General features: G+C 35.0%; 18 protein-coding genes. 15 read left to right on the top strand and 3 right to left on the bottom strand.

Features of this window, described 5'->3' with window-relative positions; translation table 11 throughout:
• Positions 1-4: 4 nt before the first annotated feature.
• Positions 5-355: an aspartate 1-decarboxylase gene (panD, locus tag IC221_RS06105; protein ID WP_044201768.1), complete on the bottom strand. Its 351-nt coding sequence runs from the start codon at positions 353-355 to the stop codon at positions 5-7.
• A 385-nt stretch (positions 356-740) separates the two neighbouring features.
• The gene (gene hisF, locus IC221_RS06100; RefSeq protein ID WP_188168113.1) at positions 741-1,496 is read right to left on the bottom strand and encodes an imidazole glycerol phosphate synthase subunit HisF; all 756 of its coding nucleotides are present in this window, start codon (positions 1,494-1,496) and stop codon (positions 741-743) included.
• A gap of 172 nt (positions 1,497-1,668) precedes the next feature.
• On the opposite strand from hisF, the gene carB reads away from it, so the two are divergent.
• From carB to queD, 7 genes are all read left to right on the top strand, one after another.
• Positions 1,669-4,485 (top strand): carbamoyl-phosphate synthase large subunit, encoded by a 2,817-nt coding sequence (gene carB, locus IC221_RS06095; RefSeq protein ID WP_188168112.1) that lies wholly within the window; start codon positions 1,669-1,671, stop codon positions 4,483-4,485.
• 107 nt (positions 4,486-4,592) lie between these two features.
• Complete coding sequence (locus IC221_RS06090) at positions 4,593-5,048, top strand: deaminase (RefSeq protein WP_044201762.1); 456 nt, start codon at positions 4,593-4,595, stop codon at positions 5,046-5,048.
• A 206-nt stretch (positions 5,049-5,254) separates the two neighbouring features.
• Positions 5,255-6,286 carry a cytochrome c oxidase subunit II gene (locus tag IC221_RS06085; RefSeq protein ID WP_044201761.1) on the top strand — a complete coding sequence of 344 codons (1,032 nt, stop codon included), beginning with the start codon at positions 5,255-5,257 and terminating at the stop codon, positions 6,284-6,286.
• A 41-nt stretch (positions 6,287-6,327) separates the two neighbouring features.
• The gene (locus IC221_RS06080) at positions 6,328-8,220 is read left to right on the top strand and encodes a cbb3-type cytochrome c oxidase subunit I (protein ID WP_188168111.1); all 1,893 of its coding nucleotides are present in this window, start codon (positions 6,328-6,330) and stop codon (positions 8,218-8,220) included.
• A gap of 141 nt (positions 8,221-8,361) precedes the next feature.
• Positions 8,362-9,342 carry a hypothetical protein gene (locus tag IC221_RS06075; protein WP_188168110.1) on the top strand — a complete coding sequence of 327 codons (981 nt, stop codon included), beginning with the start codon at positions 8,362-8,364 and terminating at the stop codon, positions 9,340-9,342.
• A gap of 98 nt (positions 9,343-9,440) precedes the next feature.
• A complete protein-coding gene (holA, locus tag IC221_RS06070) occupies positions 9,441-10,463 on the top strand; it encodes a DNA polymerase III subunit delta (protein ID WP_188168109.1) in 1,023 nt (340 codons plus the stop codon).
• Between the two features lie 54 nt (positions 10,464-10,517).
• On the top strand, positions 10,518-10,874 hold the full coding sequence (queD, locus tag IC221_RS06065; RefSeq protein ID WP_044201754.1) for a 6-carboxytetrahydropterin synthase QueD: 357 nt from the start codon (positions 10,518-10,520) through the stop codon (positions 10,872-10,874).
• Positions 10,875-10,879: 5 nt separating this feature from the next.
• Here the strand turns inward: queD and IC221_RS06060 are convergent, their stop codons facing one another.
• Positions 10,880-11,176, bottom strand: a complete 297-nt coding sequence (locus IC221_RS06060; protein ID WP_188168108.1) for a putative quinol monooxygenase — start codon at positions 11,174-11,176, stop codon at positions 10,880-10,882.
• Positions 11,177-11,272: 96 nt separating this feature from the next.
• Here IC221_RS06060 and gldC point away from each other — a divergent pair, with 96 nt between their 5' ends.
• The 8 genes from gldC to IC221_RS06020 all read left to right on the top strand — a co-directional run bounded on the left by gldC (position 11,273) and on the right by IC221_RS06020 (position 16,496).
• Positions 11,273-11,614: a gliding motility protein GldC gene (gene gldC / locus IC221_RS06055; protein WP_044201750.1), complete on the top strand. Its 342-nt coding sequence runs from the start codon at positions 11,273-11,275 to the stop codon at positions 11,612-11,614.
• A 786-nt stretch (positions 11,615-12,400) separates the two neighbouring features.
• On the top strand, positions 12,401-12,634 hold the full coding sequence (locus IC221_RS06050) for a thioredoxin family protein (protein WP_188168107.1): 234 nt from the start codon (positions 12,401-12,403) through the stop codon (positions 12,632-12,634).
• Positions 12,635-12,741: 107 nt separating this feature from the next.
• On the top strand, positions 12,742-13,476 hold the full coding sequence (locus tag IC221_RS06045; protein ID WP_188168106.1) for a hypothetical protein: 735 nt from the start codon (positions 12,742-12,744) through the stop codon (positions 13,474-13,476).
• Between the two features lie 50 nt (positions 13,477-13,526).
• Entirely contained in the window at positions 13,527-13,808 is a 282-nt protein-coding gene (locus IC221_RS06040; protein WP_188168105.1) for a DUF2024 family protein, read from the top strand.
• A 60-nt stretch (positions 13,809-13,868) separates the two neighbouring features.
• Positions 13,869-14,435, top strand: coding sequence for a MarR family winged helix-turn-helix transcriptional regulator (locus IC221_RS06035; protein ID WP_188168104.1), 567 nt, complete (start codon positions 13,869-13,871; stop codon positions 14,433-14,435).
• Between the two features lie 70 nt (positions 14,436-14,505).
• Complete coding sequence (locus IC221_RS06030) at positions 14,506-14,970, top strand: hypothetical protein (protein WP_188168103.1); 465 nt, start codon at positions 14,506-14,508, stop codon at positions 14,968-14,970.
• Positions 14,971-15,081: 111 nt separating this feature from the next.
• Positions 15,082-15,567: a hypothetical protein gene (locus tag IC221_RS06025; RefSeq protein ID WP_188168102.1), complete on the top strand. Its 486-nt coding sequence runs from the start codon at positions 15,082-15,084 to the stop codon at positions 15,565-15,567.
• A gap of 11 nt (positions 15,568-15,578) precedes the next feature.
• Positions 15,579-16,496, top strand: coding sequence for a DUF72 domain-containing protein (locus tag IC221_RS06020; protein ID WP_188168101.1), 918 nt, complete (start codon positions 15,579-15,581; stop codon positions 16,494-16,496).
• Positions 16,497-16,552 lie beyond the last annotated feature (56 nt).

Below are 16,552 nucleotides of genomic sequence, written 5' to 3'. Positions count from 1 at the left end.
AAAATTAATCTTCCAATTTGTTGTCATCATTAGGGAAGACAAGTTTTGGACGATATTCTTTTGCTTTTTTCTGTTTCATGTAAGCATAAGAGATGATAATAAGGATATCACCTACTTGTACTTTTCTAGCTGCTGCGCCGTTTAGGCAAATTGTACCACTTCCTCTTTCTCCAGTGATAACATAAGTCTCAAATCTTTCGCCATTATTATTGTTAACGATTTGTACTTTTTCGCCTTCAATAATATTTGCAGCGTCCATAAGATCTTGGTCCACAGTAATACTACCCACGTAGTTTAATTCCGCTTGTGTAACCTTAACTCTGTGTATTTTTGACTTTAAAACTTCTATATACATAGCTGTATTTTAAATCTTTTTCTTTATGCAAATGACATACTAAAAGCTTTTACAAATATCTTTAAGAATAGAAGAATATACAAATTATTAGAAGCTTGATATTCAGTTTATTAAAATATTATCTATTATGCTTTTGTAAAATATGCCTGCAAAAATAAGATTATTTTATAGAACGAACAATAATATTAAGTATCCTTACAAAAGATTTGATGATTGTTCATTCATTAATTTATACTTTGAAAATCGTAAAGTGCTATTGCATAGACACTCTGGTTTTAGAATGTTCTTGTATTTATTATTATAGGATAAAGTTCACTTCATAAAATTCGTAGAATCTTTTAGGGTAAAGCCTAATAATAATATGCATCCTAGAACTGACTATCAATTACAATCTTATTTCTACTCCTTCTTCTCTTAAATGTGATTTTAAGTGAGGTATTCCAATTTCCTTGAAGTGGAAAATACTTGCAGCCAAAGCCGCATCAGCTGCATCTTGTTGAAACAGGTCAATAAAGTGTGGTTCAGCACCCGCTCCTCCAGAAGCAATAACCGGAATATTCAACGATTGTGAGATTTCTTTTGTAAGCTCAATAGCAAACCCATTTTTAGTGCCATCATGATCCATTGATGTCAAAAGAATTTCACCTGCACCTCTTTCTTGGCATTCGTGTACCCAAGGAATAGTTCTCAATTCAGTTGGAGTACGGCCACCTCTCACGTGAACAATGTGTTCTCCATCAACAAACCTCGTGTCTACTGCAACAACCACACATTGACTACCAAATTCATCCGATAATTCGTTGATTAATTCAGGTCTTTTTACAGCGGATGAATTGATAGAAACTTTATCTGCACCAGCGTTTAATAAGGCAGATACGTCTTCAATGGATGAGATTCCCCCTCCAACAGTGAAAGGAATATTGATCTGAGAAGAAACTCTTTGTACAAGATCAATCAATGTTTTTCTTTTTTCTACAGTAGCTGTAATATCAAGAAATACTAATTCATCTGCTCCCTCATTGCTGTATATTTTTGCAAGTTCAACAGGATCTCCGGCATCTCTTAATTCTACAAAGTTGACACCTTTTACAGTCTTGCCATCTTTGATATCTAAGCAAGGAATTATTCGTTTTGTTAGCATATAGGCGATTTTTAGAAAAAGTACAAAGATAGATTAAGAATTTGTTATATCTGAGTAAAAACAACTTTAATTTTATAATCTAATAATATTGCTATTTTAGTAGGGATTTTAAAGTTTTCTATATTAGTTTTGCATCCCGAGTGTTAAGTCATGTTTTAAACGAGATAGCAAAATGCCTAGAAAGAAGCACATTAAGTCGGTACTTATCATCGGAAGTGGTCCAATCATTATTGGACAAGCTTGTGAGTTTGATTATTCAGGAACGCAAGCAGCACGTTCACTTAGAGAAGAAGGTATCGAAGTAACTCTGATCAACTCTAATCCTGCAACTATTATGACGGATCCGGTAACAGCGGATAACGTCTATCTCCTTCCTTTAGAGAAAAAATCTCTTATCACAATTCTTGAAAAGCATGATATTGATGCGGTACTACCTACAATGGGTGGTCAGACTGCATTGAACTTAGCGATTGATGCTCAAGAAGCAGGGATCTGGGAGGATTACGGTGTAGAGATTATCGGTGTTGATATTGATGCAATCAATACGACAGAAGATAGAGAGCTGTTTAGACAAAAAATGCTTGAGCTAGGCGTAGGTGTATGTAAAGGACGTACAGCTAAATCTTTCCTTGAAGGTAAAGAGATTGCTCAAGAAATTGGATTCCCATTAGTAATTAGACCATCATTTACTTTGGGTGGTACTGGAGGTGGTTTTGTAAACACGCCAGACGAGTTCGAAAAAGCATTATCAAGAGGATTGGAAATGTCTCCAGTTCATGAGGTATTGATCGAACAATCTATCTTAGGATGGAAAGAATACGAATTGGAGTTATTGAGAGATGATTTAGGAAACGTAATTATCATCTGTTCAATTGAGAACTTTGACCCTATGGGTGTTCACACTGGTGACTCTATCACAGTGGCTCCTGCACAAACATTACCAGATACTGTATACCAAAGAATGAGAGATCTTGCGATCAAGATGATGAATGGTATTGGTATGTTCGCTGGTGGATGTAACGTTCAGTTCTCTGTATCTCCTGATGATGATGAAATTATTGGTATCGAGATCAACCCTCGTGTATCAAGATCATCAGCGTTAGCCTCTAAAGCTACTGGTTACCCAATCGCTAAGATTGCTGCCAAATTAGCTATTGGTTATAACTTAGATGAATTGAAAAACCCAATTACTGGTACTACTTCAGCGTTCTTTGAGCCTGCATTAGACTATGTAATTGTAAAAATCCCTCGTTGGAACTTTGATAAATTCAAAGGTGCTGATACTAAACTTGGTTTACAGATGAAAGCTGTAGGTGAGGTAATGGGTATTGGTCGTACATTCCAAGAGGCAATACAAAAAGCTTGTCAATCATTAGAAATCAAACGTAACGGTATTGGTGCTGATGGTAAAGAGATTACGAAACAGGATGAAATTCTTGACAAATTAGAAAATCCTTCATGGGATAGATTGTTTAGAATTTGGGATGCCATGAAATTGGGTATCGCCATGAAGACTGTTCGTAAGATCACTAAAATTGATAAGTGGTTCCTACGTCAAATCTTAGACTTAGTATTAGTTGAGAAGAAAATCGGTGAACAAACTATCGATACTATTTCTTTTGAATTAATGCGTGAGGCAAAAGAGAAAGGATTTGGTGACCGTCAAATCGCGCACATCTTAGGATGTTTGGAGTCGGAAGTTTTCGACAAGCGTTACAAAGAGATGGACATCAAGCGTCAGTGGAAATTAGTAGATACTTGTGCTGCTGAGTTTGAAGCGAAGACACCTTATTTCTACTCTACTTTTGATAGCCAAAACGAGTCTAAGCCTTCGAAGAAGAAGAAAGTTGTTGTATTAGGTGCTGGTCCTAACCGTATCGGTCAAGGTATCGAGTTTGATTACTGCTGTGTTCACGGTGTCTTAGCTGCAAAAGAAGCTGGATATGAGACAATCATGATCAACTGTAACCCTGAGACGGTTTCTACTGACCCTGATATTGCAGATAAGTTATACTTTGAGCCTGTATTCTGGGAGCATATTTACGAGATTATCTTACATGAGAATCCAGTAGGTGTAATCGTACAGTTAGGTGGTCAAACTGCTCTTAAGATTGCTGAGAAATTAACGAAATATGGCGTTAAGATCTTAGGTACAAGTTATGAAGCACTTGACTTAGCAGAGGATAGAGGTAGCTTCTCAACATTGTTGAAAGATAACAACATTCCTTACCCTAAATTCGATGTGATCGAAACTGCTGATGAGGCATTAGAGAAATCAGAAGATTTAGGATTCCCTCTTCTAGTTAGACCTTCTTATGTATTAGGTGGTCAGAAAATGAAGATCGTAATCAACGAGGAAGAGTTAGAGCAACATGTTGTTGAAACATTACGTGATATTCCTGGTAACAAAGTTCTTTTAGATCACTACTTAGATGGTGCAATCGAAGCAGAAGCAGATGCAATCTGTGATGGTGAAGATGTACATATCGTAGGTATCATGCAGCATATCGAACCAGCAGGTATTCACTCAGGTGACTCATATGCGGTATTACCTCCATACAACTTAGGTGATATGGTGATCGAGCAAATCGAAGAATACACGAAGAAGATTGCGGTAGCCTTGAAAACAAAAGGTTTATTGAATATTCAGTTTGCAATTAAAGATGATAAGGTTTACATCATTGAAGCTAACCCTCGTGCATCTCGTACAGTGCCATTTATCTGTAAAGCTTACCAAGAGCCATACGTAAACTATGCGACTAAGGTAATGCTAGGAGATAAGAAGGTGAAAGACTTCGATTTCAAACCAGTGAAGAAAGGTTATGCAATCAAGATTCCTGTATTCTCATTCAACAAGTTCCCTAATGTAGATAAGCAGTTAGGACCTGAAATGAAATCTACAGGTGAAGCAATCTACTTCATTGATACATTGAAGGATGATTACTTCTTAGATATTTACTCAAGAAGAAATCAATACTTAAGTAGATAATTCGGAAAACTCCGTAACTATATTGAAGCCCTGTATTACGGTACAGGGCTTTTTTTTTATTTTTTTGAAACAATTAATTATAACAATACAATAATATTATGAGCAGTATGGAAAGAACACAAGAATTTGACTTAGCTTTTATGAGATGTGCAGAATCAATTGCTGAATTAAGCAGATGTGTACGTCTTAAGGTAGGGGCAATTATTGTGAAAGATGGAAATATTATCTCAATGGGGTACAACGGTACACCAAAAGGTTTTGACAATTGTTGTGAGATTGAGGTGAGTAAGTGGAATGAAGAGCTGCAACAAGAAGAAACAGCTTTAGCAACCAAAGAAGAAGTATTGCATGCTGAGGCCAATGCTATTACAAAAGCAGCTAAATCAACTTATTCAACAGATGGAGCATCGTTATACTGTACCGATAGTTGTTGCTTTGGATGTGCGAAATTAATCGTTCAGGCAGGTATCTCTCAGTTCTTCTATAAGAGGGCCTATAGAGATCAATCTGGGCTTGATTTGTTACGAAAAGCGGGTATAAAGGTTACGCAAGTCACCTATTAAAGTGTAATTATATCTTGCTGTAAATCAATCTATTCATATAAAATATCGAATAATATCATCAAAAAAGTATGATATATATCATCAATGTAAAAATACTTTAATATATTTGATGGAATTTTATGCGAACTTATTTTTCTCAGTAGAGAATTAAGACGATAAATTGTCACAATAAAGTATATCACGAACTTACACACTATCAGAAAGGTATGACAACGGCTTTACTTTTTGCCACGGGAGCGATATTGATCTTAGCAGTTCTTGCTTTGGTCTATCGTATTATTACTCTTGTAGGAATCGCGAAGGGCGACCAGAAGAAGAAGGTTACGACAAGTAACAAAATTAATGCAGCATTATTTCCAATTGTATTAGTTGTTGGATCAGGTTTAATAATGTGGTCTTTTAACGATGCTAAACAATTCTTCTTACCGGAAGCTGCATCGATTCACGGTAAAGAAACGGATCATTTATTCTGGATAACAATGGGTATTGTGTTTACAGCTTTTGCTTTAACACACTTGTTATTATTTACATTCCCATTCTTATTCCAATTCTCAGAAAAAAGAAAGGCAGATTTTAACCCTCACAATGACACATTAGAGATTGCTTGGACAGCTGTACCTGCAATTGTAATGGCAGTTCTTGTAATTTTTGGTTGGAGAGCATGGGCAGATATCACTGCACCTGCAACAGAAGATGCCATCCAAGTTGAATTAATGGGTAAGCAATTTGCTTGGGAGATTCGTTACCCAGGTAAAGATTTGAAATTAGGTCGTTACGATGTTGCCAACATCGATAATACTAACTCAATGGGTGTAGATTATGATGATGTAAATGCTCAGGATGACTTTACTGCTAGAGAAATTTATCTTCCAGTAGGTAGAGAAGTCGAGTTAAAGATTAGAGCCATTGACGTAATCCACTCAGTATTCCTTCCTCACTTCCGTGTAAAAATGGATGCTGTACCAGGTATGCCAACTCGTTTCAAATTTACGCCAACAATTACGACGGCTGAAATGAGACAAAAGACAAACAACCCTAAGTTTAATTATGAATTAGCTTGTACGGAGGTTTGTGGTTACGGACACTTTGGTATGAGAAAATTAGTGAAAGTTGTTACTCAAGAAGAGTATGATGAGTGGTTAATGAAGCAGAAGCCATGGTTGGAGAAAAATCCAGACTACTTATCACAATGGGAAGCAAAGAAAGCGAAAACAGCTTCAGTAGCTAAGTCTCATTAATCCTTTTCAATTTAGATTCAAACTCAAAAAAGATAGATAACATGTCAAGTGTAGCATTAGACGTAGAAAATAAAGACGTTCACTCGCACGATGATCATGAGCACCATGGTAACTTTATTACCAACTATGTGTTTTCATTTGATCACAAGGTTATTGCAAAGCAATATTTGATTTCTGGTATTTTCTGGGCAATCATCGGTGGTGGTTTATCACTTTTATTCCGTATTCAATTAGGTTTTCCAGAAGCTAACTTAGAGTGGTTAAGACCAATCTTAGGTGACTGGATTACTGAAAGTGGTAAAATGGATACAACATTCTACCTTGCAGCAGTAACAATGCACGGTACCATTATGGTATTCTTTGTATTGACAGCAGGTTTGAGTGGTACTTTCTCCAATTTCTTGATTCCTTTACAGATTGGAGCAAGAGATATGGCATCAGGTTTTATGAACATGCTTTCTTACTGGTTGTTCTTTGTAGCTTCAGTAATCATGTTTATCTCATTATTTGCTTCTACTGGTCCTGCTTCAGGTGGTTGGGTAATTTATCCTCCATTATCAGCATTGCCACAAGCAGTTTCAGGGTCTGGTATTGGTATGACTTTATGGTTAGTATCAATGGTATTCTTTATTGCATCTTCACTTTTAGGTTCGATCAACTACATCTCAACAGTGATCAACTTAAGAACTGCAGGTATGTCATTCGCTAAGATGCCACTTACTATTTGGTCATTCTTCATTACAGCGATTATTGGTACATTATCATTCCCTGTATTATTTGCAGCAGCATTATTATTAGTATTTGACCGTAGCTTTGGCACTTCATTCTACTTGTCAGATATCTATATTCAAGGTGAATTATTAGAGCACTCAGGTGGTAGCCCTATCTTATTCCAGCACTTATTCTGGTTCTTAGGTCACCCAGAGGTATATATCGTATTATTACCAGCTTTAGGTTTAACTTCAGAGGTAATTTCTACAAACTCAAGAAAGCCTATCTTCGGTTACAGAGCGATGATCGGTTCAATGTTAGGTATTGCATTCCTTTCATTTATCGTATGGGCTCACCACATGTTCGTTTCAGGTATGAACCCGTTCTTAGGAACAATTTTCATGTTCTTGACATTGATCATTGCGGTACCTTCAGCAGTAAAAGCATTTAACTACATTACAACATTATTCAGAGGTAATATCATCTTTACACCTGCAATGTTGTTCTCAATTGGTCTAGTTTCATTGTTTATCTCCGGTGGTGTTACAGGTATTATCCTTGGTAACTCGGCATTGGATATTCAATTACACGATACTTACTTCGTAGTAGCTCACTTCCACTTAGTAATGGGTTCTGCTGCATTCTTCGGTATGATGGCAGGTGTATATCACTGGTATCCAAAAATGTTTGGTAGAATGATGAACAGTGCGATGGGTTACGTTCACTTCTGGTTAACTTTCATCGGTGCTTACATGGTATTCTTCCCAATGCACTACATCGGTATTGCTGGTTTCCCAAGAAGATACTACTCATTCACAAACTTTGATGCATTCTCTACTTTTACAGACTTGAATACATTCATCTCTATTGCTGCGATCTTAACAGTGACAGCACAGTTTATCTTTGTATTCAACTTCTTCTGGAGTATGTTCAGAGGTAGATTAGCACCATTGAACCCTTGGAATTCAACTACATTAGAGTGGACAACTCCAAGAAAACCAGGTCACGGTAACTGGCCAGGTGCTTTACCAATCGTTTATCGTTGGCCTTATGATTACTCTAAGCCAGATGCTGAAAAAGATGGATTTACAGACTTTATTCCTCAAAACGTGCCACTTGCTAAAACAGAGCATTCTAACACACCAGAGGAGAAGATCTTGGTTGAATTAGACGAGAAATTCGAACAATTAGGTGAGGAGAGAGAAAAGAATCCTTTCATCTAAGCAACGAAATCTATTTATAGATATACTTTTATCAGAAAGTATCCGGGGTATAGACTTTAAGTCTATACCCTTTTTTTATACTTGAAGTGATTAAGAAATAGCTGAATTTTATATCTTGCATAGTAGAACAGCAGAATCATTATGAAATTAAAAGAGACCCTTTATTTTTTTCTAATCACATTTTTTATTCAAGCCTGTAATGAGACAATTACAGATCCAAATTATCAGTCTGGAACAGTGTATTACCCAATTGAAGAAGGTTGGTATATTCACTATCAAGTAGATAGTATTGATTTAACCAGTGATGAGAATAGTACAACATCCTTTCAATTGAGAGAAATAATGGGTAAGCCATATGATGATGGTTTTGGTGGGCAAAATTACCCATTACACCGCTATGTAAGAGATAGTGAAGAAATGGATTGGGTTTTGGATTCTGTTTGGGCTGTGGTTTACAGAGACAACCATATCATACGATATGAAAACGCAATTCCTTTTTTAAAATTAACCAACCCACTTGTAGAGGGACAAAGGTTCAATCAAAATACCTATAATGGTTTAGGTGCAATTACGCCAGGAGGGGTTGATATTAGATATGAAATCGAAACGGTAGGAAGAAATTATACTTTTGATGGGCAAACTTTTGAAAACACAGCAGTTATTCTTGAAGTCAATAATACTAATGCACTTACTAATTCAGAAGAAACAAGGAGAGCAATTTATCAAAGAGATATAGGTTTGATTGGTATTGATTATAGCAATATTTCGAAGAGGTATTACGAGTTTACTACTTCTCAACCATCACTTGCAGGTAATCCTTATTGTGGCGATAATCGAAATAAGCAAATTATCACTTTAGGCAATGGAGAAAGAGTAGATAATCCTTTCTTTGAGCAAGATGATTGTGAAAGTAACCCCTTATTTGGATTGGATTCTGCTGGTGTTTCCCAGTGGATATTAAGATGGGAGAATTCAGCTAATCCTCCAATTGTAGATTGGGAAGAAGGAGAAGTCATCACAGTGAGAATGATTAACCCAAGTGAGTTTGATGGATACAGAGAGATTGGTACTGCGGTGAGGCAAAAAATAATAGGATATGGCATAGATAAGACCGTTGACTAATATTCTTTTATGAATACCCCTTAATACTTTTTTCTTTTTGGATTACAAACTCTAAATTGCAGTCCAATTTTTTCTAAAACACGTACCATTCAAAATTTATGGCATTTTCGGCAGATTCTATAATGACAGAAATGAAAGCTGGCAAGTTTTCACCTTTGTATTTTTTACAGGGGGATGAGCCTTTTTTTATTGATCAAATTACTGCTTATATAGAAAAAAATGCACTAACAGATGCGGAGAAAAGTTTTAATCAAACTGTATTGTATGGTAAGGATACTACTCTAACACAAGTTTTAGAGAGTGCGAGAAGGTTTCCTATGATGGCCATGCGTCAGGTGATTATTGTAAAAGAAGGACAAGACCTGCCGGATTTAGCAAGAAAAGCAAGTTTAGAAATTCTAAATAAATATGCTGAAAATCCAGTGCCTTCAACAGTATTGGTCATTGCGTTAAAGAATAAAAAATTAGATGGTCGTACACCAGTAAAGAAAACCATTGAGAAAAACGCTGTTTTTCTGGATGCGAAAAAAATGTATGACAATAAGGTTCCTTCTTGGGTAAAACAATACTGTAGATCTGAAGGGTACAAAATTAAAGATCGTGCTGTAAACCTAATCACTGAATATATTGGTAATGATCTAGTTCGTATTACAAATGAACTGGAAAAACTCATGCTCAATTATAATAAAGAAGCTACTGAAATTACAGAAGCGTTAATTGCAAAGCATATTGGTATTAGTAGAGAGTATAATGTTTTTGAATTACAAAATGCTTTAGGGACTAAAGATATCTTGAAAGCAAATAGAATTGTAATGTATTTCAATGACAATCCTAAGAGTAATCCTTTTGTGGTAGTTGTGGGTACTTTATATGCTTATTTTTCAAAACTATTAATGCTTCATGAGAACTTCAGCAAGGGCGATCAAGAATTAGCTAAAATATTAAGCGTTAACCCTTATTTTATTAAAGATTACCGATTAGCTGTTAGTAATTTCTCTTACAATAAAGTTTTACAAATTATAGAACATCTCCAAGAAGCCGATTTAAAGGCCAAAGGAATAAGAGCGTCACTTTCTGATGACGAAAATCTTAAAGAATTGGTGTTTAAAATCCTCCATTAGGTAATTACATATCATTTATCTTTGCGTGATTTTTATTAGAATTAATACGTAAGGATGAAAATATTCAAATCATATACATTCGAAGCTGCACATTTCTTACCTCAAATGCCTGAGGGACACCCGTGTAGAAGAATTCATGGCCACTCATGGAAAATGGAACTTCATTTTGATGGAGAATTAGTTTACCCGTATGAGTGGGTGATTGATTTTCATGAAATCGATACTGTTGTAAATCCTATTTACAAAGTGTTAGATCATAACTTTTTAAATGAAGTGGAAGGTTTAGAAAACCCAACTTCAGAAGTGATTTCAATGTGGGTTTGGAACAAAATCAAAAAAGAACTTCCTGCTTTGTATAAAGTTGTGATTTTCGAAACTCCAGATGCTGGTACAGAATATTTAGGAGAATAGAAGAATTACTCTTTTATTCCTGCCTTATACATAGAAAAAGCCTTAGGTTTATCGTTGAACATTAATTTAGTTTTCTTCCATGTACTTTGGAAAAACTCAGATTGACGATATGCTTCTAAGGCTTTTTCATTTTCCCAAATACTAAATGTCATAAATTGATTTTTTGCCTCCGCATCTTGTAGAAGTTCTACGGATTGACAACCGTCAAAATTTTCAATTTTTTCTTTAACATCATGGAACAAATTTTGAAATTCCTCTATACATTCTTGTTTAAACGACAATCTTACAAATCGATGTAACATAATTAGGCTTAATTCATGGAAAACATTACAAATTCTCCTTTAAAATATGCAACTTTGTAGGATAATAAAAATCACTTCAAGTTATATTTTTTAATAATGAAAGAGTCTAACATCAGAGTAAAGGTAGAATTGGATGAAAACAATGTTCCAGAGAAAATTTTCTGGAAAGCAGACGATTCTGATCAAGCGGGTCTTCAAGAAACGCGTGCTTTTGATTTAAATATATGGGATCACGAACGTAAAGAAACACTACGTATTGGTTTGTGGGGTAAAGAAATGACTGTGGATGAGATGAAGTTTTTCTACATTGACACCATGGGAGGTATTGCTCAAAACATCTTCAATGCTACTGGAGATGAGAAAATGGCACAAGAGATTCATGCAATGTGTAAGCGTTTGTCTGATCATGTACATGAAACAAAAAATAAAGGAGAGTAAATTCTGAAATCGCAAAGCCTCTGTTTTTTAATGGGCTTTACTATGAATTTATACCTAATCATTAGTCCACCCTTCAAATGTGGACTAATGATGAATCAAAACTAACGGCATTGTAAACTAAATTACCACATACTTCTAATCAATTCTTCTGCAGGCTTTTAAATCCTACTTTCAAACTTCTTTCTTCTTCATTTTTCCATTGATGAAAAACGAAGCAAAAAATCTAGGCTTAGAAGTCAAAAGCTAAATTTCATTCCTCTCGCCTAAATGATTTTAAACTCGCTTTGCTCAAACAAGAAAATCATTTTTAACGGCTCAATTCATGAAATTCTTAACGCTTTTCCCTTCAATGCCGGGGGAGTACTACCAAACTAAAAAGGTAAAAAGCTTAATGGTGCGAATGTTAAGTGTTAGCGTCATTTGTGTCCTTCAGATCATCAGAAATCTCCTGATTTCTAAATATTGTAAATAAAGGAAACTTAGTTTACAGCGTACCTGCTCTAATTTCTTTTTAATTTAAAAACTAGAATCAAATTTCGAAATAGAAATACTTTTTATATTAAACTTACCTTCATTTCAGAATTTCATTCAAAATGCATCAAAAATGATTTCTCGTCATTTGCTATTAAATTCAACATTTTCTTCTTGAGACTAAGAAAGAATAAAGCATTTCTTTCGAAGTGAGTATAATAAAAAAATAATTTTTGTGTAAATTATTTTTATAGTTAGGAATCCTTATTATATTTGTGTCAGCACTATTGCTCAACACTCTAAACTTTTATTAAAATGAGTAAATCAATTTTTTATCATGCAGGCTGTCCAGTTTGTGTAAGTGCAGAACAAGACCTTATCCATCTGATTGGAACAGAAAAGGTAGAAGTAGTTCATCTAGGTGAAAAAAGTAGTAGAATTGAAGAAGCTGAAAAAGCCGGTGTGAAATCAGTTCCTGCTTTAGTAACACCTAATGGTAATGCACTGCATATCAATTTTGGGGCATCTTTAGCTGATTTGAAATTTTAATTTATTTCACTTAAAAAGTTAGGAATCCTAATTTAAAAACACAGATAAATCTTATGATTTATTTTTTAATGCAATAAGTTAGGATTCCTAATATTAATTTAAACATCATGAAACAATTATTGAGTTTATCCTTGATCTTCATTCTTACCATACCAGCATTTTCTCAGGGCAAAAATGAAGATCCAACATTTAAGAATATTTCAAATTTTAAAATCACCAATACAAGTGTGGTTTTCGATAGTCGATTAAATCAGCTCATTTTCACAATTGAGACTGAAGGTTTGGCAGGAAATATTACCCCAAAACCTTATGGACAGATGGATGGTGCTCCAGTATTGGGTTATGTTTTTCCTACTACATTAGCACCTGAAGATGTCGGTTTTAGTCATACAGAAGGTATAGTGGCATTGGCGCTGACCTCGCACCCTGATTTTGATGATACTCCATTGTGGGATGAAAATAACGATAGGAATTATGTGAATGATGGTGTTGTTTGGCATCCACACTGGGTGGTGTTAACCAAAGACACTAGGGTGTTTGGTGGTTTGGCCGTCAAACAATTTAATCCAAATGATCAAAATGTTACTCTACCTCCAACCAATCCAGGTATGCCAATGTATATGGACTCTCCAGGGTACCCCGTAATTAATAAAGAGAAGGCTATAAAAGTGGTTGTTCCAGCATACCGTATGAGTAATAAAACACAATTTAATTTTGATGCTGTAACGGTTTATATGCAAGTGAATGCTTCCAATGCTCAGTATCCTATGTTGGGAGTTTACAATGTATATTCAATTGCGTCGGGTGATTTGTCTTTGCCTTATTCAGTAATCGAAAATTAGCAACTTCCTCTTCAAGTACAATAAGTACTAATCTAAAAACAGCTTAATAAATGAAAGAAATAATACAAAGAGATGTCAATGTTTGGGATACTTATGTTACAAAAAAAGACGGTACTACCATGCATTTTGATATCATTGCTCCAGTAGAAGTCAGCAATACCGAAACCATTTATAATTATGGTAAAGCCTACTTGAAAATGAAAGGCCAAGAAGGGTTGCCGCTTTCTGCTAAACAATGCAAACTTTGCCATATCGAAACATTAAAACCGGAATGGTTGGAAGAAATTGTTCAAAAAGGGTATTTCATCATTGAGATGGAAGGATGTAATTAGTAAATTAAAATTAGGATTGCTAACTTTATGGTGGTCCTAATTTTTTAATTACTATCAGTTTTGAATATAGAATCAAAAATACTCGGTGGATTAGAAAGGCTCTCAGAAGCCTTAAAAGCGTTGCTTTGGGAAAAAGCCAAAACGTTTGGAATTAGTCCTATACAGATCCAAATTCTTTTGTTTGTCTCAAATCATAAAAGAGAAATATGTAATGTAAGCTATCTTGCGAAAGAGTTTAACGTTACAAAAGCAACGATTAGTGATGCTGTCAGAATACTATTAAAAAAGGAGTATTTAGAAAAGGATCATTCCCCAACAGATAACCGTAGATATAATTTATTCATCACCTCATCGGGCAAAGAACTTGTTGGTCAATTGGAGGGGTATGCTGATGTTTTTAATAAAGAATTATCCTCTTTTACCGACCAGGAACTTGCCAATATATTTGATACTTTATCAAAACTGATTTTTCAGTTGAACCAAAAAGGTGTTATCCAGGTACAAAGAACTTGCTACAACTGTAAATACTATAGTGGAGATAAAAAAGAGGACCATTATTGTAATTTATTGAAAAGTAAACTCAGTGGTAAAGAAATACAGATTGATTGTGATGAATTTGAGGAGTAAGTGGTCTACATGTAATGCGTGAATAATAATTTTAGTTTTTGATTGAAAAGTCACCGATTGAATCTTTAATATGAATACTGGAATCTTACTCGTTTGTCTTACAATTTTTGGATTAAGTCTTTGGAAAGTGTACTTAGGAGCAGTGATTTCTAATATTATTGGTCTCAATTACTTTCAAATGATTTTTTTGAATCTTTCTTCCGTGTTAACCTCTTCTCTGATCACTATTTTTATTGGGCAGAAGGTCAGTAGCCTAATAGTAACGAAAAGGAAAAGTGGTTACAATAAAAATCTGAAGAAGGTATTGGTATTGTGGAGGAGGTATGGTTTCTGGAGTGCAGTGACACTAGCACCAGTTCTTTTTGGTATTCCAACCTATATTCTGATCGGTTTAAGGTTGAAGGAATCAAAATACTCACTTTTGATTTCTGCGTTAATTTCATCCGCAATTTGGTTGACGATCTGTTATTTCCTGATGGAGGTCTGGGACTTTTCCTCTTATCTAGATATTGAAAAGTATTTGACAGCACTATAGACTATTTTACGCTCTAATTCTAACTTATGTTAAACTACCTTGAAAAATTTCTCATTCATTTTTACAAATTATTATTTTGTATTGTAATGGACAAACAACAAAAAATATAGAATGAAAAACCTCTTTTTATTATTTATCGCTTTACTATTGAATACACCTCTATTTTCGCAAGACAAGCCTATTTCAAAAGAGGAAGCCGAAGAGAAGTTTAGGCAGATAATGATGAGTAGTGATGTAAATGTTGGAGGGCTTTCGGAGTTAAGGTATTATATTGAGACAGGAAATGTAAATTTTGATGATTACCTCTACATTGCTCAACTTTTACAGGAATATCCTGTTTATACTGTAACTCTTCTGGAGACGGCACGTCAGATTTCTTTTTCAAGGAGAGAGTCAGCGATTTACAAAAGTCTTATCGAATTGCCATTTTTAGATCTGGCCTCAAAGTATAAAACGGATATTCATAAATTGGTTTTATTGGCTCTTCGTTCAAAAAACGAAGAAGAGGATGTGAAACTTCAAGCACAAATTGATGCTTTAATAGGCAAGTGTCATTATAAATCAATGGAGGCTTTCAGAGAAGGACAGTCGAATTAAAAAACAAGAATATGTGTATGGATTTTGGACGATTAAAAGATATTTCGGGAGTTAATTTTCAACTTCCAGCACAAGATCATTATTCTAAAATGATGTTGAGAAATCATCCAAATTTTATCAATGCATTTCAATTTAGAATAGGTGCTCCTGCTTGGTCTTGTGCTGAGTGGAAAGGGAAAATCTATCCTGATAAAGCACAACCTAATACTTTTTTACATTATTACAGTCAGCATTTTGATACCATTGAGTTGAATTCAACGCATTATGGTATTCCAAAATCAGAAACGCTAGTGAAGTGGAAGTCTACTGTACATGATTCCTTCAAGTTCAACCCAAAATTCCTACAATCCGTAAGTCACAAAAAGAGATTGATGAACTGTAAAAATGATATTTATGAGTTTACAGATCAGATGAGACTCTTTGAGAATAAACTTGGTTATACGTGGTTACAAATGCCTCCTGATTTCACAGTAGAAGAAGCACTTCCGCTTTTCCGATTTATTGAAGCTTTTCCTGAAGATATGAAGTTAGCTTTAGAGCTCCGCCACCCTTCATGGTTTAATGATCAGCAGAAGTTAGATGAACTCTCAGCGCTCATGACAGCAAAAGGATATGCAATGATTATTACTGATGTTGCAGGTAGGAGAGATGTACTACACATGAGAGTGACAACACCAACAATTATGGTGAGGTTTGTGGGTAACGAAATGCACAATACTGACTTTTCAAGGGTAGACGATTGGATGGAGAGAATTCAATCTTTCAAGCGACAAGGTTTACAAGAAGTCTATTTTTTTACTCATCAACCCGAAGATATTTTGTGTCCAGAGTTAGGGCATTATATCGGAAGTCAAGTCAAAAAGTCGTTAGATCCGAATATTATTTACCCAATTTTGAGAGAAAAGACAGAACAACGATCACTTTTTTGATCTAGTTACAAGCATTGACATAGTTTATTTGCTAATTGAGAAGAACTCCTTTAGCT

The sequence above is a fragment of the Flammeovirga sp. EKP202 genome (assembly GCF_014534745.1).
GTDB lineage: Bacteria > Bacteroidota > Bacteroidia > Cytophagales > Flammeovirgaceae > Flammeovirga.
Note: the sequence above shows the minus strand (reverse complement) of the source record. Positions and strands in the feature narration are given on the sequence as shown.